The organism is Delftia sp. WSY_7 (assembly GCF_043104845.1).
Classification (GTDB): Bacteria; Pseudomonadota; Gammaproteobacteria; order Burkholderiales; family Burkholderiaceae_C; genus Comamonas; species Comamonas tsuruhatensis.
Genome location: NZ_JBICLB010000017.1, coordinates 1 through 19,480 on the forward strand (window position 1 = coordinate 1; position 19,480 = coordinate 19,480).

Genomic DNA, 19,480 nt, shown 5'->3' on the forward strand with positions numbered 1-19,480 from the left:
CGCTCGAATTTTTCCTTTGCCATGATTTCTCCGAAAGAGCAAAACCTGTGTGATGTTTAAGGTCTGCATCCCATTGCTTGGTCGCCCCGCACAGGTGACAGGACGGCATGGGATCGCAGACCGGCAAAAATCGCAGCCCCTTTTCAGGGGCTGCGACTCAAAAGCCTTCGATTATACAAAAAGCCTTACTTGGCGCGAGCAGCCACGATGGCTTCGGCCACGTTGCGGGGAGCTTCGGCGTAGTGCTTGAACTCCATCGTGTACGTAGCGCGGCCTTGCGTCTGCGAACGCAGCGAAGTGGCGTAGCCGAACATTTCCGACAGCGGCACTTCGGCCTTGATGGACTTGCCACCGCCGGCCATGTCGTCCATGCCCTGGACCATGCCGCGACGCGAGGACAGGTCACCCATCACGGTGCCGGCGTAGTCTTCAGGCGTCTCGACTTCCACGGCCATCATGGGCTCGAGGATGACGGGGCTGGCCTTCTTGGCGCCTTCCTTGAAGCCGAAGATGGCAGCCATCTTGAAGGCCATTTCGTTCGAGTCCACATCGTGGTACGAACCGAAGGTCAGGCGCACCTTGACGTCCACCACGGGGTAGCCGGCCAGCACGCCGGAAGTCAGCGCCTCGATCACGCCCTTCTCGACCGCAGGGATGTATTCGCGAGGAACCACACCGCCCTTGATTTCGTCGACGAACTCGAAGCCCTTGCCGGCTTCCTGGGGTTCCAGGGTCAGCACGACGTGGCCGTACTGGCCCTTGCCGCCGGACTGGCGAACGAACTTGCCGTCCACATCGGTAACCTTCTGGCGAATGGTTTCGCGGTAGGCCACCTGGGGCTTGCCCACGTTGGCTTCCACGTTGAATTCGCGCTTCATGCGGTCAACGATGATTTCCAGGTGCAGCTCGCCCATGCCGGCGATGATGGTCTGGCCCGATTCTTCATCGGTGCGCACGCGGAAGGACGGATCTTCAGCAGCCAGGCGCGACAGGGCGATGCCCATCTTTTCCTGGTCGGCCTTGGACTTGGGCTCCACGGCCTGTGCAATCACGGGCTCGGGGAAGACCATGCGTTCCAGCACGATGGGAGCTTCGACGGCGCACAGCGTTTCGCCGGTGGTCACGTCCTTCAGGCCCACGCAGGCAGCGATGTCGCCGGCGCGGATTTCTTCGACTTCCACGCGCTCGTTGGCCATCATCTGCACGATACGACCGATACGCTCCTTCTTGCCCTTGACCGAGTTGAACACGGTGTCGCCCTTGGTCAGGACGCCCGAGTACACGCGCACGAAGGTCAGCTGGCCGACGAACGGGTCGGTCATCAGCTTGAAGGCCAGGGCCGAGAACTTTTCGCCGTCGTCTGCCTTGCGGCTGAGCTTGGTTTCTTCGTTTTCGGGATCAGTACCGGTGACGTCAGGGATGTCCACAGGCGCCGGCAGGTAGTCGATCACGGCGTCCAGCATGCGCTGCACACCCTTGTTCTTGAAGGCGGTACCGCACAGCATGGGCTGGATTTCGGTAGCCAGCGTACGAGCGCGCAGGCCGGCCTTCACGTCTTCTTCGGACAGAGTACCTTCTTCCAGGTACTTGTTCATCAGGTCTTCGCTGGCTTCGGCAGCGGCTTCCACGAGGTTTTCACGCCACTTGTTGGCGGTCTCCACCAGCTCGGCGGGGATTTCGTGGTATTCGAACTTCATGCCTTGCGAGGCTTCGTCCCAGATGATGGCCTTCATCTTGACGAGGTCGACCACGCCCTTGAAGTTTTCTTCGGCACCGATCGGGATCACGACGGGCACGGGGTTGGCCTTCAGGCGCAGCTTCATCTGCTCGACGACCTTGAAGAAGTTGGCGCCGGTACGGTCCATCTTGTTCACGAAGGCCAGACGAGGCACCTTGTACTTGTTGGCCTGACGCCACACGGTTTCCGACTGGGGCTGCACGCCGCCCACGGCGCAGTACACCATGCAGGCGCCGTCCAGCACGCGCATGGAACGCTCCACCTCAATGGTGAAGTCCACGTGGCCGGGGGTGTCGATGATGTTGAAACGGTGCTCGGGGTAGGACAGGTCCATGCCCTTCCAGAAGCAGGTCACTGCAGCGGAAGTGATGGTGATGCCGCGCTCTTGCTCTTGCTCCATCCAGTCGGTCGTAGCAGCGCCGTCGTGCACTTCGCCCAGCTTGTGGGTCACACCGGTGTAGAACAGGATACGTTCGGTGGTGGTGGTTTTGCCGGCGTCGATGTGGGCGGAGATACCGATATTGCGGTAGCGCTCGATGGGGGTCTTGCGAGCCATGATGGATCCTTGATTGATCGTATGGAGGGAGTCTCTGCCCGTTCCAGCCTCATGGTGCAGACGGACAGCAGTCTTATCTGGGGATGCTCCTAATCGAGACAAGGCCGCAGGCAAAAATGCATGCGGCCCGTCTGATCAGGAGCGAAGCGCTCTTAGAAGCGGAAGTGGCTGAATGCCTTGTTGGCTTCGGCCATGCGGTGCACTTCGTCACGGCGCTTCATGGCGCCGCCACGGCCTTCGGTGGCCTCGAGCAGCTCGTTGGCCAGGCGCTGGGCCATGGACTTCTCGCCGCGCTTGCGTGCAGCTTCCTTCAGCCAACGCATGGACAGGGCCAGGCGACGCACGGGACGCACTTCGACGGGCACCTGGTAGTTGGCACCGCCGACGCGGCGGGACTTCACTTCGACCATGGGCTTCACGTTGTTGATGGCAACGATGAAGGCTTCCAGCGGGTCTTTGTCAGGGTGCTTCTTTTGAATCAGGTCCAGGGCACCGTAGATGATGCGTTCTGCGACCGCCTTCTTGCCGCCTTCCATGATCACGTTCATGAACTTGGACAGCTCGACATTGCCGAACTTGGGATCCGGCAGGATTTCACGTTTGGGGACTTCGCGACGACGTGGCATTTTTTACCTCTATCTTGCTTCAGTTGGCGTCTTTTCAGACACCGCGAGAGCCAACAGGACTCCCACTTACTCGACCCGCGCAAAACACTTGCGTTTGGGGTCACTACGCTGGATCTCGCGCCACGCGGGATACAGCACCTTCTTCGAAAAAACGCAGGGCTTACTTGGCCTTGGGCTTCTTCGCGCCGTACTTGGAACGGGCTTGCTTGCGGTCCTTGACGCCTTGCAGGTCAAGGGAGCCACGCACGATGTGGTAACGCACACCGGGCAAGTCCTTCACACGGCCGCCGCGCACCAGCACAACGCTGTGCTCTTGCAGGTTGTGGCCTTCACCACCGATGTAGGAGATGACCTCGAAGCCGTTGGTCAGGCGCACCTTGGCAACCTTACGCAGAGCGGAGTTAGGCTTCTTGGGCGTCGTGGTGTACACACGGGTGCACACGCCGCGGCGCTGAGGGCAGTTTTCCATAGCAGGGCTCTTGGATTTGACAACTTCGACCGTGCGGCCCTGACGCACGAGTTGGTTAATGGTTGGCATTAATAAACGTCCCTAAACGTGAATTGCTTGCGAAAAGCGAAAACGTGAATCCCTTCGGAAATTCCGAAAAGCCCTCGACTGTACCAGCTTGCAGGAGATCGCACAACTGCACCCCCTTCAAGCCGGTACGCGAGGGCCTGCGCGACAGGCGCGGGGCTTACTTGATCCAGAGGCGGATCGCATCCCAGGCACGGCCGAAGAAGCCAGCCTGCTCCACGCCTTCAAGCGCCACCAGCGGCACTTCGGCCACGGTGTCGGCCCCCAGCTTGACCTTGAGCGTGCCCATGGCCTGGCCCTTGGTGAACGGAGCGATCAGCGGGTCCTGGCGCACGACTTCGGTGCTCAGCTTGCCGCCACTGCCGGCCGGCACGGTGACCACGATGGGCGTGGTGCGGCCGATCTTGACGGTGCCCGCCTTGCCCTTCCAGACCTCGGGCGTGGCCACGGCCTGCTCGGCGTCGAACAGCTTGACCGAGTCGAAGGCCGCATAGCCCCAGTTCAGCAGCTTCTGGCTTTCATTGGCGCGCGCGTTCTCGCTGGCGGCGCCCAGCACGATGGAGATCAGGCGGCGGCTGCCCACGTTGGGCAGATCGCGCTTGGCCGTGGCCACCAGGCAGTAGCCGGCCGCAGCGGTGTGGCCGGTCTTGAGGCCGTCCACGGTCGGGTCGCGGAACAGCAGCGAGTTGCGGTTGGTGCCGTTGGAGGCCGGCGTGCCCGGGTAGAAGTACTTCTTGGTCGAGTAGTAGTGCATGTACTCGGGGAAGTCCTGCATCAGACGCTGCGCGAGGATGGACAGGTCGCGCGCCGTGGTCAGGTGGCCGGGCTCGGTCAGGCCTTCGGGGTTCTTGTAGCTGGTGTTCTTCATGCCCAGCGCCTTGGCCTGCTCGTTCATGAGCCGCACGAAGTTCTCGGCCGAGCCGCCCACGCCTTCGGCCAGGGCCATGGTGGCGTCGTTGCCGGACTGCACGATCATGCCCTTGATCAGGTCATCGACAGGCACCTGCATCTTGGGGTCGATGAACATGCGCGAGCCCGGCATCTTCCAGGCGCGCTCGCTGACGGGCAGGCGCTGCTCCAGCGTGATCTTCTTGGCGCGCAGTGCGTCGAAGACCAGGTAGCCGGTCATGAGCTTGGTCAGCGAGGCCTGCTCGATGGGCGCATCGATGTCCTTGGCACCCAGCACCTGGTTGGCGGTGACATCGACCAGCAGATAGTTGCGCGCCGCGATCTCGGGCGGCTGGGGCGGGGTGATCTGCGCCAGCGCCAGGGCCGGCGCCATGGCCGCTGCCAGTGCCAGGACTCGCAGCGTGGAGGAAATGGGCTTCATGAGGAAAACTCTCGCTAAAGGGCAGGTAAAGCAGGAAAGGCGGAAGATGCCCACCGGCTGGGGCGGGCCTATTGAGCAGCGGCGCGGGCCGCTAGGGAAGTGAGCGCAAATGGCGGACCACGAGACTCTTGAGCAGCGGCAATTGTCCGTGAAAGAAATGACCGCCCCCGGGCACGACGGTAACAGGCAGTATCTGCGGGCGCGCCCAGTCCATGACGGCCGACAGCGGCACCGTGTCATCGGCCTCGCCGTGCACCACCAATGTCCGGTCATGGGCTTCGGGCGGCACGGGGGCCACCGAGAAACGGCTGGCCGCCGTGCCCACCAGCACAGCCTTTTCCACCCGGCCTTCATTCCACAGGCCCGCCAGCACATGGCTGGTGACGAAGGCGCCGAAGGAAAAGCCCGCCAGCGCGATCGGCCCTTCGGGAGCGACCTGGCGGACCACGGACAGCATGTCCTCGGCCTCGCCGATGCCTGCGTCGTGCTCGCCGGCACTGGCACCCACGCCACGGAAGTTGAAGCGTACGGCCGTGTAGCCGCACTGCACGAAGGCCCGCGCCAGGGTCTGCACCACCTTGTTGTCCATGGTGCCGCCAAACAGCGGATGGGGGTGGGCGATGATGGCCACGCCGCGCGCAGTCGCATCGGCGGCCGGCGCGTCGCGCAGGGCCTCCACGGCCCCGGCAAGGCCGGTCAGGGTCAAACGTTCGGTCTGCGCATTCACAATCGCTATCCTAGTAGTAGCAGCCAGTCCAAGCTGACAGAGCACTGATGCCCGGAAAGGCCCAAAGTTCCAGCCGGTGCTCAGCGGCCCACGTCGGGCGGCAGCAGCAGGCGCTCCACGGGCTGGCCGTTCTTGAGATGGGACTCGACGATCTCGTCGATATCGGTCTCGTCCACGAAGGTGTACCAGGTGCCTTCGGGGTAGACCACGGCCACGGGCCCGCCCGCGCAGCGGTCCAGGCAGCCGGCCTTGTTCACGCGCACCTGGCCCTTGCCGGCCAGGCCCAGCTGCTTGACCTGCTTCTTGCAGTGGTCGAAGCCTGCCTTGGCGCCGTGCAGCGCACAGCAGTCCTCGCCGCCAGGCCTCTCGTTGAGGCAAAAGAAGATGTGGCGCGCATAGTAGTTGCCTGCGCCTTGCTGGCCGCCTTCGGCCCCGGGACGTGGGTTTTCGCTCATGCAGCGGATTCTAGGCCTGCGTCTGCTGCCCCGAAGGCGCCGGGGGCGCTGAAGGTGCAGGCGGCAGCGGCCCTGCATCGCGGCGCGCCACCCTGAGCAGCACGTAGACCAGGGTGGCATAGGGCCACAGCCAGCCCAGCCACTGCCCCAGCCCGTAGAAGCGGATGAAACGCCCCTGCTCCCAGGCCTGCAGCGTCTCGGAGAAATAGGCACTGGTGGGCGCCTGGTTCAGGATGCTCAGTTGCAGCACCAGCACCAGCATCAGCAGGGCTGCACAGGCGCGGCGCGGCAGCGGCAGGGCCACCATGGCCAGGCCCACGCCCCCCCATACGCCCATGCGCACCGGCAGGTCCACCCACTCCCAGGCATGGGCAGGCCCCCAGCTCAGCGCAGCCGACATCGCCGAGACCGCGATGCCGATCACGATGGCCGAGCCCGCCAGCACGGCGCGCCGGCCCATGTGGCGCATCACGCAATAGGCCAGCAGGCAGGGCACCCACAGGCCCAGCATCACGCACAGCATCTCGGTCACGGGCGATAGCGGCGTCAGGGCCGACTCGCGCAGAGGAAGCCACATGAGAAAGGGCGTGCCTTCGAGCAGGTCCAGCAGGCCCTGCTCCAGCCGCTCCAGCACCTGGCCCAAACCGAAGGGCACGGCGGCGGGAAAGAGCAGCGCCCAGGGCCACAGCGCCAGCAGCACCATGGCGCCGCCGCCATCCTCGCCCAGCCAATGGGTGCGAAAGGCGCTCCAGCGCGCCAGCGCGCCCAGGCGCTCCAGCAGCAGCGCCACCAGCGCGCCCAACAAGGTGCCGCCCGCATTGAGCACCAGATCCAGGTTGGAGGGAACGCGCCGCGGCAGGTAGATCTGCAGGAACTCCATGGACAGCGACAGCAGGGTGCCTGCCAGCGCCGCCAGCGGCACGGCCGCGCGCGGGCTGCCGCTGCGCACCAGGGCCAGCGCCAGGAAAAAGCCCAGCGGCGCGTAGCCGACGATATTGGTATTGACGTCGAACCAGGTCCAGTACGGCGGCGGGATCTTTGCCGTCAGGAAGACCAGCGGATCAATGCCCTGGGCACGCCAGCCATCGAAGGGAAACAGGCTGGCGAAAACGATGAGCACCGCATAGACCAGTGCCAGCGGCCAGGCCGAAGTCCTTTGCACCACGCCCTGCCTCCCTCTTCGTTGGAACGGTTTCTCAGAAAGGTTTGACGACCACCAGGATGACGATGGCCGCCAGCAGCAGCACCGGCACCTCGTTGAAGAAGCGGAACCAGCGGTGGCTGTGCTGGTCCCGGTTGTCGATCAGCTTGCGCAGCAGGCGCCCGCAGGCATGGTGGTAGCCGATGACCAGCAGCACGCCGGCCAGCTTGGCATGCATCCAGCCGTTGCCCGGCCCCTTGCCGATGCCGTAGCCCAGGTACAGCCACAGGCCCAGGCCCAATGCGGGCACGGCCAGCAGCGTGGTGAAGCGCAGCAGCTTGCGTGCCATGAGCAGCAGGCGCTCGCGCTCGGCCACCGAGCCGGGCGTGACCATGGCCACGTTGACGAAGATGCGAGGCAGATAGAACAGGCCCGCGAACCAGCTTGCCACGAAAACGATATGAAAGGCTTTGACCCACAGCATGCGGGCAGTGTACGTGCGTACAGGGGTGCGCCAGGCTGCGCAGGCGCAAAAGCCGAGTCCCGCGTGCCGGCGTCGTCGCCGGGGTTGCGGGGCCTGCGGCGGGAATGGGGCACAATTTTCGGCATGCATCTGTCCAGCCCCACCCCCTTCCCGCACAACCGCCCCCGCCGCCTGCGCCGCGATGCCTTCACGCGCAATCTGGTGCGCGAGAACGTGCTCACGGCCCATGACTTCATCTACCCCGTGTTCGTGCACGAAGGCACGAACCAGCGCGAGGCCGTGCCCTCCATGCCCGGCGTGGACCGCCTGAGCCTGGACCTGCTGCTGCCCGTGGCAGAGCAGTGCGTGCAGCTGGAGATCCCGTTCCTGGCGCTGTTCCCCGCCATCGAGACCTCGCTGAAGACGCCCGACGGCAAGGAGGCGCTCAACCCCGACGGCCTGATCCCGCGCGTGGTGCGGGCGCTCAAGAAGGAGTTCCCGCAACTGGGCGTGATGACCGATGTGGCCCTGGACCCCTACACCAGCCACGGCCAGGACGGCATCCTGGATGAGTCCGGCTACATCATCAACGACGAGACCGTGCAGGTCCTGGTGGGCCAGGCCCTCACCCATGCCGAGGCCGGCGTGGACATGGTGGCGCCCAGCGACATGATGGACGGCCGCATCGGCGCCATCCGCGAGGCGCTGGAGGCCCACGGCCACATCCACACCCGCATCATGGCCTACAGCGCCAAGTACGCCAGCGCCTTCTACGGCCCGTTCCGCGATGCCGTGGGCACGCGCGGCGCGCTGGGCAAGGCCGACAAGAACGTCTACCAGATGGACCCCGCCAACACCGACGAGGCCCTGCGCGAAGTCGCCCAGGACCTGGCCGAGGGTGCCGACATGGTCATGGTCAAGCCCGGCATGCCGTACCTGGACGTGGTGCGCCGCGTCAAGGACGAATTCGGCGTGCCCACCTTCGCCTACCAGGTCAGCGGCGAGTACGCCATGCTCAAGGCCGCCGCCGCCAACGGCTGGCTGGACCATGACCAGGTGATGATGGAATCGCTGCTGGCCTTCAAGCGCGCGGGTGCCGACGGCATCCTGACCTACTTCGCCATCGACGCCGCGCGCAAGCTGCGCGGCTGAGCGCATGCCGCCGGTGACGCCGCCCACGGGCACGGGAGCCGCTCCCCCAGCCGGGAACGCCAGGAGCATGCGCATCTTCCACCTGCAGCCGGGCGGCGCCACCGAACTGGCCGACCTGCCCGGGCAGGCGCCCGCGCAGGGATTCGTCTGGATCTCCTGCACCCACGCCACCTTGCAGGAGCGGCTGGCCGACGTGCAGCGCACGCTGCAGCTGCTGTCGGGCCAGCAGCTGGTGGACCTGCATGTCTCGGACCTGCTCAACGCCCAGCTGCCATCGCGCTACGACTACACCTCGCAGTACGACCTGCTGGTCTTTCGCCGCCTGGCCAGCGGGCAGGCGCGTGCCGCCGCGCAGGCCGGCACGGCCTCTTCGCCTGCGGCGCAGGCGGCGCCCCCCTCGCCTCCCGTGCGCCGCACAGGCCCGCCCGTGCTGCGCAACATTGACACCAGCCCCGTGGGCTTTGCCATGTTCGACCAGGTGCTGCTGTCCGTGCACCCCTACGACTGCACCGTGCGCGACGCCTATGCCGCGCGGCTGCTGGCCGCCATGCCCAGCGATCTGCGCGAGGGACGGCTGAACCCCACATCCGGCACGCGGCTGCCGGCCAGCCCGGCCGACCTCATGCTGCGCGTGGTCAACCTCATCGTGGACGGCTTCCTGGACCTGCGCCGCGAACTGTCGCGCCAGCTGGACCACTGGCAGACCGAGCTGCTGCGCCCGCGCACGCGCTTTGCCAACTGGGGGGCGCTGCTGGACGCACGGCTGGCCCTGCATGAGCTGGACGAAGTCTGCGAAGACCAGCGCGCTGCCGTGCAGGACTGGACGGACGCGCTGGAGACCTGGGCGCCTCCCGAGGGCGCGGCGGCGCTGCGCGAGCTGGACCTGCTCAAGGTGCGCAGCCGCGACGTGCTGGAACACATAGAGCGCGTGGTCCACCACGTGCGGCGGCTGGAGCAAAGCACCGAGACCGTGGTGCAGATGCATTTTTCGGTGCAGAGCAACCGCACCAACGACATCATGCGCACGCTGACCGCGCTGACGGCCGTGTTCCTGCCGCTGAACCTGATTGCCGGCATCTTCGGCATGAACTTCGAGTTCATCCCCCTGGTGCACAAGCAGGACGGCTTCTGGTGGGCCATGGGCTCGATGATGGCGATTGCCGTGGGCCTGACCATGTTCTTCTGGCGCAAGCGCTACATGGCGCGCACGGCGCAGGGCTAGGGCCCCGCCCGCTCCAGCGGCATCCACAGCGTGAAGCGATTGCCGCCGGCCAGCGGCGCCCAGTCCAGCCGCGCCTGCAGCGCCAGCGCGCGCGTGCGCATGTTCACCAGTCCCTTGCGGCCCTCGGTGGGTGCCTGGGCGCGGTCGAAGGGGTGGCCGTCGTCCTCCACCAGCACCTGCACGCCGGCTCGGCCGTCCAGGGGGGCCTGGGCCGTGCGCACCGTAATCTCGCGCGCGCCGCTGTGCTTGATGATGTTGGTCAGCACCTCCTGCAGGATGCGCAGCACATGCAGGGCGGCCTGCGCATCCAGCCAGGGCAGCGCGGGCAGGTCGCTCACCTCCCAGTGCAGCCGCAGCCCCGCCCCCTCCAGGCGCGGCCCCAGCCGGTAGCGCAGCCCGGCCAGCAGCGCCAGCAGGTCGCAGTCCAGCGGCTCCAGCGAGTCGATGGACAGCTTCAGGTCATCGATGCACTCCTGCAGCAGCTGCACCAGGTCCACCGTGCCGGCCTGGTTGAACTCCACCACGCGCAGCGCGCTCATCAGCGAAGAGCCCACGCCGTCGTGCATCTCGCGCATCAGGCGCTGGCGCTCCTGCATCAGCGTCTGCTCGCGCTCCACGGCCAGCAGGCGCTCATGGGCCTGGGCCAGCTCCGCCTCCTGGGCCTTGAGCCGTTCCGCCAGATGCAGGTTGGCGTTCTCGGCCACGGCAAGCGCACCGTTGTAGCGCCGGTAGGCCACCAGCAGGAACAGCGTGAACAGCCCCAGGTACACATAGGGCGTGAGGTAGATGCTCTCTATGCTGATCAGGTAGCTTTGCAGCGCCAGGTCATGGAAGCCGATGGGAAACGACAGCAGCATCCACACGGCCAGCATGGTGCTGCCGCCATCGCGCATGCGCCAGGCGCCCGCCACGGCCATGCACAGCACCAGGATCTCCGGCGGCACCATCAGCAGCCGCAGCAGCGGCAGGATGGTCTCGTGCGCCGGCCCCCACAGCGGCACCGCCACCAGCAGCACCGTGCCCACATAGCCCTGCAGCACCCGGGCCAGCCAGGGCCGGCGCCTGCGCTGCATCAGGCACAGGAAATGGAAGGCCGCCACCGTGGCGCCCATGAGGCCGGCCAGCGTCAGCCAGGAGAACCAGCCGTCCGACAGGGCCAGCCCCTCGCCGTCCACCATGAACTGCAGCGAGCCCAGCAACTGGCACAGCGACATCAGAAAGAACAGCAGGAACACCACATCCCCGCGCCGCCGCTGCAGCGTCCACAGCGCCAGCGCGAACAGGCCCAGCACCAGGTAGGAGCCCGCCGTGTAGACCACCAGATCGGCCTGGAGCAGGCTGCGCAGCCGCCAGGACAGCCGCAGCGACTCGGCCGGCCCCGCCCACAGGCTGGACAGCGCCCCGCCCACGCCCTGCTGGCTGGCCATGCGCACATGCACCTGCAGCGGCCTGCCCGGCTGCGCCAGCCCGCCCAGGTCCAGCCACACCGGCCGGTTGAAACTGTTCCACACCCGGCTGCCGCGCGTCTGCCAGGCCAGCTTCCCATCCACATACACCGCCACCGTGCCCACCGTCTGCCAGCGCGGGATATACAGGCGCGCGCCCTGCGGCGTGGGCGCCAGCGCCTCGGGCGGCACCACGGCGCGGAACCAGCGCACCTCGGGCGGCGCCGCTGCCAGGTCGCCGCTGCCCGACACGGCCCTGTCGCCCCCATAGGGCAGGTCCACATCGCTCCACGGCGTCGATGCATCCAGCACCGCGTCGTCGGCCGACGCAAGCGCCGCAGGCGGCGCCCAGTGCGGGCTGTCCGACCGCCACAGCTGCGCCTGGCGCAGTTGCACCGCTTCACCTGCGACGGGGCCACGCAGCCCGAACGCCCCCGCCAGCAGCATCGCCAGCGCCACCAGCCCCGCCGAAACCAGCAAGACCCTCCCCCGCAGCAGCGGCTGCGTCATCTGCCCACCCTCGCGGCGCTCATTGCCGCCCCTCGGCCAGCCAGCCCCGCTGCAAGGCCACATGCATCATCTGCGTGCGGCTGGACACCTGCAGCTTGCCGTAGATGCGCCGCACGAAGGTGCGCACCGTATGGCGCGACACGCCCAGCTGGCGCGCCACCTCGTCCAGCGTATGGCCGCGCGCCACCAGGCGCAGCACCTCCAGCTCGCGCGTGGACAGCGCCTGCGCGGCGGCCTGCGGCTCCACAGGCCGTTCCAGCCCTGCCACCGCCCCGGCCCGCTGCTGGCGCAGCAGCAGCTTGCGCGCCACCATGGGATTGATGGGGCTGCCGCCCGCGTGCAGGCTGCGCACTTCCTCCAGCACCGCGTCGGCGGCCAGGTCCTTGAGCAGATAGCCCATGGCGCCGGCCTCGATGGCGGCCAGCACATGCTGCTCGTCGCCAAAGATGGTGCTGACCATCACCGCCGCCCCGGGGTGGCGGGTGCGCACGGCAGCAATCACCTCCAGGCCGCTGCCGTCGGGCAGGCCCAGGTCCACCAGCATCACGTCCATGGCACCGGCCCCATCGGCCCGGCCGAGCTGGTGCAGGGCCTCCGTGCGGCTGGCTGCCGCCCAGCACAGGACCATGTCCTTCGCGGCATTGATCACGCCCACCAGGGCATGGCGGCAGGCGGCGTCGTCCTCCACCACGGCCACGCGGATGGGTGTGGCGCCACCCGTCGCGGCGGCAGAGGAAGGGTCTGTGTGCGTGTCCATGGAGGTGGAGTGCGTGGCGAGGGCCGCATGTTCACATGGAACAAGACCGCTGTCATGTCGCCCGGATAGGCGACATGGGCGACATGAGCGGCATGGCGACCCCGCCCCTCTCATCGGCCATGTAGCCCGAACGGGGGACATACAGAAAGCCGGACACCCCATAGATTTGCCCTCTTCAGCACATCACCGAGATGCTGTGCCTACCGAGGGGGTCCGCCATGTCCATCATCCACCCGTCTGCTGCAGCCGACGCACCACCCATGCCCACGCCAAGCCCCTGGGTCCGGACATTGCCGGGCCTGACGGTCGGGTTGTCACTGGCCCTTGCCGGCGCCGCGGCCCAGGCCGCCACACTCACCGTCACCACCGCCGGCGAGATTGCAGACACCGAGCCGCTGTCTCGTGCGCAATGCTCGCCTGCCGCAGGCGACCGCAACTGCGACACCCTGCGCGACGCCATCAACCATGCCGCCGATGGCGACACCATCGTCTTCGGCGCGGCCCTGGATGGACAAACCATCTCGCTGACCCGCTTTACCAACTGCCTGGACACCGGGCAGGCCGCCGGCGCCACCTGCCTGCCGCTGGCCAGTTGGCCTGGCTACGTCTCGCAGTTCGGCCCCAGCGCCTTCTTCATCAGCGGCAAGCACATCACCATCGATGCCACCGCCAATGGCCTGACGCCCCAGGGCGTGAGCGTGCAGCGCCTCGGTACCGCACCCGGCTTCCGGCTGTTCGACATCGATGCGCAGGGTGGCCTGGTCCTGCGCGGCCTGACCCTGGCCGGGGGGCAGGCCACAGGCGGCTCCAGCCGCTTTGGCGGCGGCGCGCTGGGTGCGGGCGGTGCCATCTTCAATCGGGGCCAGCTCACCATCGAACGCAGCACGCTCACGCGCAATCACGCACAAGGGGGGCAAGGAGGCAGGCTTTCCTTGAACTCCTTTGCAGGTGCCGGCGTGGGCGAGGATGGGACTTTGTCCCCGGGGGGAGGGCCGAACGCTGGCGGCCCGGACGATGGCGGCCTGGGCGGTGGCAGTGGCAGCGCCAGCGGCAAGAACGGCGGCTTCGGTGGTGGCGGCGGCGGCTCCGGCGGTGGCGGCTTTGGCGGTGGTGGTGGCCGTCGTGGCAGCGGTGGCGGCTTCGGCGCCGGCAACGGTGGGGGCGGCCCCTTCGACGCTGGCGGTGGCGCAGGCGGCATGGGAGGGGCCATTTTCAACAACGCAGGCACCTTGACGCTGAACCAGGTCACCCTGGCTGGCAACGGTGCACACGGCGGGCTGGGCAACAGCAGCGGCGGCGGCGCCGGCCTGGGTGGCGCCGTTTTCAACTACAACGGCGTGCTCACCATCCGTTTCTCCACCCTGGCCGGCAATACCGTGCAGGCCAATGGCGACGACAACCCGGCCGCGCAAGGCGGCGCCATCTATAGCCTGGGCGATTCCCAGGCCGCCTGCAGTGCGGGTGGCAACATCAGCTGCACCCGCAGCGGTGCCTCGCTGCAGATGCAGGCCAGCATTGCCCAGGACAGCGTGTTCGAGCCGGCCACCAAACAGCCCGCTGGCAGGGACGTGGTGCTGGACCTGCGCAATGGCGGCACCAGCGATGCCAGCGGCAGCAACAATCTGCTGGGCCTGGCGCAGGCCCTGAACAATGCCGACATCAGCGCCCTGGCCTTCACCACGGGCAACCCGCAGCTCGGCCCCCTGGCCAGCCACGGCGGCCCCACCCAGACCATGTTGAACACCACCGGCAGCCCGGCACTGGACGGGGTGGCCTGCACTGCCGCACCCGGCACGGACCAGCGCGGCGTGGCCCGGCCACAGGGTGCGCGGTGCGACATCGGCGCCGTGGAGGCGAACGTCTTCCAGGCGGCATTGACTGTTCTGACCAGCGGCGTGGGCGGCGTATCGGCGCAGGCCTCCCCGCCTGCAGCCACGGGTGCCGTACAGGACTGCGGCCGCCCAGGCGGCCTGTGCCAGGCCGGCTATGGCTACTTCGAAGGCGCGCCCACCCTGGTGACCCTGGCCGCCACGCCCGACGCTGGCCATGCCTTTGCCGCCTGGAGCGGCGCCTGCAGCGGCAGCACGCCCACCTGCAGCGTCACCATCGATGCAGCCAGGAGCGTGCAGGCCAGCTTCACGGCCTTCAGCGTCACGGCAAGCCTGCCCTCCGGCACCTACGGCACGGCCTACAGCCAGCCGCTGGCGCCCGTGCCCAGCGGCGGCGTGGGGCCGTTCAGCTACAGCGTGGGCGGTTTGCCCGCAGGCTTCAGCCAGGCCGCCGGCACCCTCTCGGCTCCAGCCACGCAGGCGGCAGGCAGCTACAGCTTCACGCTGACCGCCACCGATGCCAACGGCGCCACCACCGAAGCCGCAGCCGTGACCGTGGTGATCGGCCCGGCAGCCACCAGCGCCCACCTGTCGGCCTCCCCCGCTGCGCCAGGCCATGGCCAGAGCGTGACTTTCAGCGCCCAGGTCACGCTGCCTGCCGGCGCCAGCGGCACGGTGGATTTCTTGAACGGAACGCAGGTGCTGTGCGCCAGCGTTCCGGTGACCGGCGGGCAGGCCAGCTGCAGCGTGCCCCGGCTGCCACCGGGCACGGCCACGGTGCAGGCGCGCTATGTGCCCGGTGATGGCAATACCTCCGGCTCGGACAGCAACACCGTGACCGTCACGGCGGCCCCCGCACCATCTGCGGCGCCCATTCCAGCGCTGGGCGCCGGGGGGATTGCGCTGCTGAGCCTGCTGACCGCAGCGGGCGCGGCGTTGTCGCGCAGGATGGGCACTTCACGGAAAATCGGCGATGGCACATCGCCACGCACCCCCAGGAGTTCCCCATGACCGCATCCGCAAGCCGGAGCCCGCTTTCACGCCGCAGCCTGCTGGCCGCCAGCGCAGCCACCGGCCTGGCCCTGTGCGAAAGCGCCCTGGCCGCCCCCGCCGCCCCCGGAAAAAGCACCGAAGCCGCCGTGCTCACCATCAGCGGCCCCGGCGTGCGCGGCAACCGGGGGCCGCTGGACCCGGTAGCCGATCTGCTGCTGAAAAACCATGGCCTGGCCTTCGACACGGCCTGGACCACAGGGGCCGGTGCGCTGGAGCGCCTGCCCACGGTGGAGATCACGCCCCATATCGAATACGACGGCCAGCCCCACCGGCTGCGCGGCCCGCTGCTGGCCACCGTGCTGCAGGCGGCCGGCGTGGACACCGCCGCCGCAGCGGCCAAGGGCCAGTGGATCACCCTGCAGGCCATCGACGGCTACCGCGCCCAGCTGCCGCTGGCGCAGGCCCTGCAATGGCGCATGCTGCTGGCCACGCACATGGACGGCCGGCGCCTGGGCCTGGGCGGCCTGGGCCCGCAATGGGCCATGTACGACGCCGACCGCATTGCGGAGCTGGCCAGCAAGCCCCTGAAGGAACGCTTTGCGCAGGCGCCCTGGGGGCTGTACCACATTGGGCTGCACGCGCAGCAGCCGCAGGGCTGACCCCCAGGCTACGCATGGTTCCGTTTCGGCGGGGCTGTGCAGGACCTCCGCAAGGGGGTGCCGGCTCCTTTGCCCGGTCCGCCAACCTGCACAGTCCTGCCACCCCTCTTGGCGGGGGGGAGGCAGGTTCTACACCTGTCGCAAAGGAGCCGCCATGGCTGACACCACCGTCCCCGGCGAAACAATCACCCCGGCCTTTCCCTTCGCCCCTGTGTGCACGCCCGGTCAAGAAACCAGCCTGTACTACCCCATTTCCGAATACGAGGTCTATCGCATCAAGGACTGCATGCACCAGATGGGCCTGGTGATCGACCTGTGCTGCATGGCCGGCCCCGACCAACAGCTGAACGACCTGGGCGGGCTGATGAGTTTCCTGACCGCGCAGCAGCGCGCGCTGCGGGGCACGCTGCAGACCGTGCAGGCGCACAAGGCGACGCCGGGGCCGGCATGTGATCCGGACCCCGGGGGTTGATCAAGCCAGGTGCTGGTCGAAGAAGGCCAGCGTGCGGTCGCGCGCCTGCAGGGCGCTGGCCTCGTCGTAGGCGCTGCGCTGGTCGCAGTTGAAGCCGTGGTCGGCGTCGTACAGGTGCACCTGCACATGCTTTTGCGCCTGGGCAAAGGCCTGCACGGCGTCCACGGGAATGTGCGCATCGCGCCGGCCGAAGTGGGCGATGACGGGGCACAGCGGCTCGCGGCCCATCTCCAGCGGCGTGGTCATGCCGCCGCCGTAGTAGCAGGCCGCAGCCGACAGGCTGGGCAGGTTGCAGGCCGCGCGCCAGGCCCACAGGCCGCCCCAGCAAAAGCCCACGATGCCCACCTTGCCGCCGGGCACCAGCGTGGCGGCATGGGCGATGGCGGCCTCGATCTCGGGCAGCACGCCGGGCTGGGGCAGCGCCTCGGCGGCGGATTTCAGCGCCATGCCCTTGGCACGGTCGGCGTCGCCGTAGCCCAGGTCCACACCCGGCTCCACACGCGTGAACAGTGACGGCGCCACGGCCACATAGCCCCGCGCCGCAAGCCGGTCGGTCACGGCGCGGATATGGGCGTTGACGCCGAAGATCTCCTGCAGCACGACGATGGCACCGCGCGCGGGCACGTCGGGGCGGGCCACCCAGGCCGGCGAAGACGTGCCATCCAATGAAGTCAACTGCACAAAACTGCCCATGTCCGCGTTCCTTTCTGTCTGAGAACCTGTTGTGATTTCCCGGTGGGCGGACGCGCCCCGCAATGCTGTAATGGCGGCGGGCCGGCCCGTGCGGCAATTCTTTCACAGGAGACATTCGATGGAACGAAAAGTCGTGCTCATCACCGGCGGCAGCCGCGGCATAGGCGCCGCAACGGCACGCATGGCAGCGCACCGGGGCTGGGACGTGGTGATCAGCTACCAGCACCAGCGCGATGCGGCCGAGGCCGTGGTGGCCGACGTGCAACTGGCCGGCACCCGCGCGCTGGCCGTGCAGGCCGATGTGGGCGACGAAGCCGAGGTGCTGGCCCTGTTCGGTGCGGTGGATGCGCAGTTCGGCCGGCTGGATGCCCTGGTCAACAACGCCGGTGTGGTGGACCGCGCGCAGACCGTGGCCGAGATGAGCGTGCAGCGGCTGGAGCGCATGTTCCGCGTCAATACCATCGGCAGCTTCATCTGCGCGCGCGAGGCCGTGCGGCGCATGAGCACCCGCCACGGCGGGAGGGGTGGCGCCATCGTGAACGTCTCCAGCATCGCTTCGCGGCTGGGCGCACCGGGCCAGTACGTGGACTATGCGGCCGCCAAGGGCGCGTTGGACGTGATGACGCTGGGCCTGTCCAAGGAAGTCGCCGCCCAGGGCATACGCGTGAACGCCGTGCGGCCCGGCTTGATAGAGACCGACATCCACGCCAGCGGCGGACAGCCCGACCGCGTCGAGCGCCTGGCGCCCAACGTGCCCATGCAGCGCGGCGGCAGGGCCGAGGAGGTGGCCGACGCCATCCTCTGGCTGATGTCCGACGGCTCGCACTACACCACGGGCAGCCTGGTCGATATCTCGGGCGGCAACCTCTAGCTCCAAGGCAACCATGGACCTCAAACCGCTGATCACTTTGGTGGCCATCATCAACCCGCTGGCCATCGTCCCCTTCTTCATCCACTACACCGAGGGATTCAGCGCCCAGCAGCGCCAGCAGACCATTCGCACGGCGGCGCTGGCCTCGTTCTGCGTGATCGCGGCCTGCGCCATCATCGGGCTGCAGGTGCTGGACTTCTTCAACATCTCGCTGCAGAGCTTCCAGGTGGGCGGCGGCCTGCTGCTGCTGATCAGCGCGATGAACATGCTCAACGCCCGCCCGGCCGAGGAACGGCCCAACGCGCCCACGCTGGCGGCAGGCGCGGAAAAGGCCGCCATGGGCAACAGCATTGCCGTGGTGCCGCTGACGATTCCGCTGCTGACAGGGCCGGCCTCCATGTCCACCGTGGTGATCTATGCCGACCAGGCACGCACCATCTGGCAGCACCTGGCGCTGGTGGGCTATGGCGTGGTGGTGGCGCTGGTGGTGATGGTCTGCTTTTCGCTGGCCGACCCGATTGCGCGCGTGCTGGGCAAGACCGGCATCAACGTGATGACGCGGCTCATGGGCCTGATCCTCGCGGCCCTGGCCGTAGAGGTGATGGCGGGCGGGCTGGTGAAGATCTTCCCCATCCTGGCCTCGCCCGCGATCGTGCCCTGAGCGGACTGGCTGGCCGATTGAAGGCCCGCCGGATCAGGCCGGCACGGCCCGCGCGCGGTCGGCGCTGCCGTCGCAGGCACCGCCGCAGCCCGTGATGGGCTGCTCGGGCAAGGCCTCGGGGTGGGCCAGCGAGCCCGTGGCGGGATCGAAGCCCGCGCTGCGCAGGTGCAGGGCCAGCGCCGCATCCATGGTCTGCGCATGGTGCACGAACCAGGCCGCCAGCTCGCCCGCCATGCTGCGGATCACGGCCAGATCCCCCGCTGCCGCCTTGGCCGCCCCCTCGCGCATCACCTGCAGCACCACCTTGTGCTGCAGGCTGTGGCAGTTGGTGCTGGTGAACCGCGTGGACTGCATCCAGCGGTCTTCCTGGTCGAAATGCACCTGCGTATGCGCGATCAGCTCATCCCAGCGCGCGCACAGCTGCGCATCATCGGCCGCCTCCACCTCGGCCAGCAGCAGCAAGAACTCCTGGTGCACCTCGTCCATGGCCGGCAACTCCAATGCCAGCGCTCCGCTCCATTCCAGCACGGCCATATGCTTCTCCTGCCTTCATCGTGAAAGCCTGCAGCTTAGGAACAGCACCGCCCAACCCGTTTGACCCACATCAGCCAACCCGAAAACAGCAAAGCCCCGCGAGCGGGGCTT

19 protein-coding genes are annotated in these 19,480 nt (G+C 67.8%); 7 read left to right on the forward strand and 12 right to left on the reverse strand.

From position 1 onward, the window contains the following. Nucleotides 1-185: 185 nt before the first annotated feature. From fusA to ACF8ME_RS08320, 8 genes are all read right to left on the reverse strand, one after another. Nucleotides 186-2,294, reverse strand: a complete 2,109-nt coding sequence (gene fusA, locus ACF8ME_RS08285) for an elongation factor G (protein ID WP_016448515.1) — start codon at nucleotides 2,292-2,294, stop codon at nucleotides 186-188. 152 nt (nucleotides 2,295-2,446) lie between these two features. After that, complete coding sequence (gene rpsG, locus ACF8ME_RS08290) at nucleotides 2,447-2,920, reverse strand: 30S ribosomal protein S7 (protein WP_016448516.1); 474 nt, start codon at nucleotides 2,918-2,920, stop codon at nucleotides 2,447-2,449. Between the two features lie 160 nt (nucleotides 2,921-3,080). After that, entirely contained in the window at nucleotides 3,081-3,458 is a 378-nt protein-coding gene (gene rpsL / locus ACF8ME_RS08295; RefSeq protein ID WP_003059441.1) for a 30S ribosomal protein S12, read from the reverse strand. Nucleotides 3,459-3,615: 157 nt separating this feature from the next. Then, nucleotides 3,616-4,785 carry a D-alanyl-D-alanine carboxypeptidase family protein gene (locus ACF8ME_RS08300; RefSeq protein WP_016453570.1) on the reverse strand — a complete coding sequence of 390 codons (1,170 nt, stop codon included), beginning with the start codon at nucleotides 4,783-4,785 and terminating at the stop codon, nucleotides 3,616-3,618. 91 nt (nucleotides 4,786-4,876) lie between these two features. Continuing rightward, nucleotides 4,877-5,512 carry an alpha/beta hydrolase gene (locus tag ACF8ME_RS08305; RefSeq protein WP_017405508.1) on the reverse strand — a complete coding sequence of 212 codons (636 nt, stop codon included), beginning with the start codon at nucleotides 5,510-5,512 and terminating at the stop codon, nucleotides 4,877-4,879. Between the two features lie 80 nt (nucleotides 5,513-5,592). Then, nucleotides 5,593-5,967 (reverse strand): ferredoxin, encoded by a 375-nt coding sequence (locus ACF8ME_RS08310; protein ID WP_016448519.1) that lies wholly within the window; start codon nucleotides 5,965-5,967, stop codon nucleotides 5,593-5,595. Nucleotides 5,968-5,977: 10 nt separating this feature from the next. After that, nucleotides 5,978-7,132 (reverse strand): VanZ family protein, encoded by a 1,155-nt coding sequence (locus ACF8ME_RS08315; RefSeq protein WP_016448520.1) that lies wholly within the window; start codon nucleotides 7,130-7,132, stop codon nucleotides 5,978-5,980. A gap of 31 nt (nucleotides 7,133-7,163) precedes the next feature. After that, the gene (locus tag ACF8ME_RS08320) at nucleotides 7,164-7,592 is read right to left on the reverse strand and encodes a CopD family protein (RefSeq protein ID WP_016453572.1); all 429 of its coding nucleotides are present in this window, start codon (nucleotides 7,590-7,592) and stop codon (nucleotides 7,164-7,166) included. A 123-nt stretch (nucleotides 7,593-7,715) separates the two neighbouring features. Here ACF8ME_RS08320 and hemB point away from each other — a divergent pair, with 123 nt between their 5' ends. Together hemB and ACF8ME_RS08330 are read left to right on the forward strand one after the other, a co-directional pair. Beyond that, nucleotides 7,716-8,723, forward strand: a complete 1,008-nt coding sequence (hemB, locus tag ACF8ME_RS08325; RefSeq protein ID WP_017405507.1) for a porphobilinogen synthase — start codon at nucleotides 7,716-7,718, stop codon at nucleotides 8,721-8,723. Between the two features lie 4 nt (nucleotides 8,724-8,727). Next, nucleotides 8,728-9,945, forward strand: a complete 1,218-nt coding sequence (locus ACF8ME_RS08330; protein ID WP_392416027.1) for a magnesium transporter CorA family protein — start codon at nucleotides 8,728-8,730, stop codon at nucleotides 9,943-9,945. On the opposite strand, the gene ACF8ME_RS08335 is transcribed toward ACF8ME_RS08330, so the two are convergent. Together ACF8ME_RS08335 and ACF8ME_RS08340 are read right to left on the reverse strand one after the other, a co-directional pair. Next, on the reverse strand, nucleotides 9,942-11,900 hold the full coding sequence (locus ACF8ME_RS08335) for an ATP-binding protein (RefSeq protein WP_392416029.1): 1,959 nt from the start codon (nucleotides 11,898-11,900) through the stop codon (nucleotides 9,942-9,944). The two genes, ACF8ME_RS08330 and ACF8ME_RS08335, sit on opposite strands and share 4 nt — an antisense overlap. Before the next feature lie 19 nt (nucleotides 11,901-11,919). Beyond that, the gene (locus ACF8ME_RS08340) at nucleotides 11,920-12,657 is read right to left on the reverse strand and encodes a response regulator transcription factor (RefSeq protein WP_043791103.1); all 738 of its coding nucleotides are present in this window, start codon (nucleotides 12,655-12,657) and stop codon (nucleotides 11,920-11,922) included. A 218-nt stretch (nucleotides 12,658-12,875) separates the two neighbouring features. Here ACF8ME_RS08340 and ACF8ME_RS08345 point away from each other — a divergent pair, with 218 nt between their 5' ends. From ACF8ME_RS08345 to ACF8ME_RS08355, 3 genes are all read left to right on the forward strand, one after another. Beyond that, on the forward strand, nucleotides 12,876-15,497 hold the full coding sequence (locus ACF8ME_RS08345; RefSeq protein ID WP_392416031.1) for a choice-of-anchor Q domain-containing protein: 2,622 nt from the start codon (nucleotides 12,876-12,878) through the stop codon (nucleotides 15,495-15,497). After that, entirely contained in the window at nucleotides 15,494-16,138 is a 645-nt protein-coding gene (locus tag ACF8ME_RS08350) for a molybdopterin-dependent oxidoreductase (protein WP_392416033.1), read from the forward strand. The genes ACF8ME_RS08345 and ACF8ME_RS08350 overlap by 4 nt, the downstream gene beginning before the upstream one ends. A gap of 154 nt (nucleotides 16,139-16,292) precedes the next feature. Then, nucleotides 16,293-16,610, forward strand: a complete 318-nt coding sequence (locus ACF8ME_RS08355) for a hypothetical protein (RefSeq protein WP_160854770.1) — start codon at nucleotides 16,293-16,295, stop codon at nucleotides 16,608-16,610. Here ACF8ME_RS08355 and ACF8ME_RS08360 read toward each other — a convergent pair whose 3' ends face one another. Continuing rightward, nucleotides 16,611-17,303: a dienelactone hydrolase family protein gene (locus ACF8ME_RS08360; RefSeq protein ID WP_016448529.1), complete on the reverse strand. Its 693-nt coding sequence runs from the start codon at nucleotides 17,301-17,303 to the stop codon at nucleotides 16,611-16,613. 118 nt (nucleotides 17,304-17,421) lie between these two features. Here ACF8ME_RS08360 and ACF8ME_RS08365 point away from each other — a divergent pair, with 118 nt between their 5' ends. Together ACF8ME_RS08365 and ACF8ME_RS08370 are read left to right on the forward strand one after the other, a co-directional pair. Next, nucleotides 17,422-18,174: an SDR family oxidoreductase gene (locus ACF8ME_RS08365; RefSeq protein ID WP_017405497.1), complete on the forward strand. Its 753-nt coding sequence runs from the start codon at nucleotides 17,422-17,424 to the stop codon at nucleotides 18,172-18,174. Between the two features lie 13 nt (nucleotides 18,175-18,187). After that, nucleotides 18,188-18,835, forward strand: coding sequence for a MarC family protein (locus ACF8ME_RS08370; protein WP_016448531.1), 648 nt, complete (start codon nucleotides 18,188-18,190; stop codon nucleotides 18,833-18,835). 33 nt (nucleotides 18,836-18,868) lie between these two features. On the opposite strand, the gene ACF8ME_RS08375 is transcribed toward ACF8ME_RS08370, so the two are convergent. Then, nucleotides 18,869-19,369: a hemerythrin domain-containing protein gene (locus ACF8ME_RS08375; protein ID WP_392416036.1), complete on the reverse strand. Its 501-nt coding sequence runs from the start codon at nucleotides 19,367-19,369 to the stop codon at nucleotides 18,869-18,871. Nucleotides 19,370-19,480 lie beyond the last annotated feature (111 nt).

Bases quoted from the DNA above. Each gene is read 5' to 3' on its own strand.
- ACF8ME_RS08300 (WP_016453570.1), bottom strand. From the start codon at position 4,785: ATGAAGCCCATTTCCTCCACGCTGCGAGTCCTGGCACTGGCAGCGGCC.
- ACF8ME_RS08345 (WP_392416031.1), top strand. From the start codon at position 12,876: ATGTCCATCATCCACCCGTCTGCTGCAGCCGACGCACCACCCATGCCC.
- ACF8ME_RS08320 (WP_016453572.1), bottom strand. From the start codon at position 7,592: ATGCTGTGGGTCAAAGCCTTTCATATCGTTTTCGTGGCAAGCTGGTTC.
- ACF8ME_RS08375 (WP_392416036.1), bottom strand. From the start codon at position 19,369: ATGGCCGTGCTGGAATGGAGCGGAGCGCTGGCATTGGAGTTGCCGGCC.
- ACF8ME_RS08360 (WP_016448529.1), bottom strand. From the start codon at position 17,303: ATGGGCAGTTTTGTGCAGTTGACTTCATTGGATGGCACGTCTTCGCCG.
- ACF8ME_RS08335 (WP_392416029.1), bottom strand. From the start codon at position 11,900: ATGACGCAGCCGCTGCTGCGGGGGAGGGTCTTGCTGGTTTCGGCGGGG.
- ACF8ME_RS08310 (WP_016448519.1), bottom strand. From the start codon at position 5,967: ATGAGCGAAAACCCACGTCCCGGGGCCGAAGGCGGCCAGCAAGGCGCA.
- ACF8ME_RS08340 (WP_043791103.1), bottom strand. From the start codon at position 12,657: ATGGACACGCACACAGACCCTTCCTCTGCCGCCGCGACGGGTGGCGCC.
- ACF8ME_RS08365 (WP_017405497.1), top strand. From the start codon at position 17,422: ATGGAACGAAAAGTCGTGCTCATCACCGGCGGCAGCCGCGGCATAGGC.
- ACF8ME_RS08355 (WP_160854770.1), top strand. From the start codon at position 16,293: ATGGCTGACACCACCGTCCCCGGCGAAACAATCACCCCGGCCTTTCCC.
- ACF8ME_RS08370 (WP_016448531.1), top strand. From the start codon at position 18,188: ATGGACCTCAAACCGCTGATCACTTTGGTGGCCATCATCAACCCGCTG.
- hemB (WP_017405507.1), top strand. From the start codon at position 7,716: ATGCATCTGTCCAGCCCCACCCCCTTCCCGCACAACCGCCCCCGCCGC.
- ACF8ME_RS08350 (WP_392416033.1), top strand. From the start codon at position 15,494: ATGACCGCATCCGCAAGCCGGAGCCCGCTTTCACGCCGCAGCCTGCTG.
- ACF8ME_RS08330 (WP_392416027.1), top strand. From the start codon at position 8,728: ATGCCGCCGGTGACGCCGCCCACGGGCACGGGAGCCGCTCCCCCAGCC.
- rpsG (WP_016448516.1), bottom strand. From the start codon at position 2,920: ATGCCACGTCGTCGCGAAGTCCCCAAACGTGAAATCCTGCCGGATCCC.
- rpsL (WP_003059441.1), bottom strand. From the start codon at position 3,458: ATGCCAACCATTAACCAACTCGTGCGTCAGGGCCGCACGGTCGAAGTT.
- fusA (WP_016448515.1), bottom strand. From the start codon at position 2,294: ATGGCTCGCAAGACCCCCATCGAGCGCTACCGCAATATCGGTATCTCC.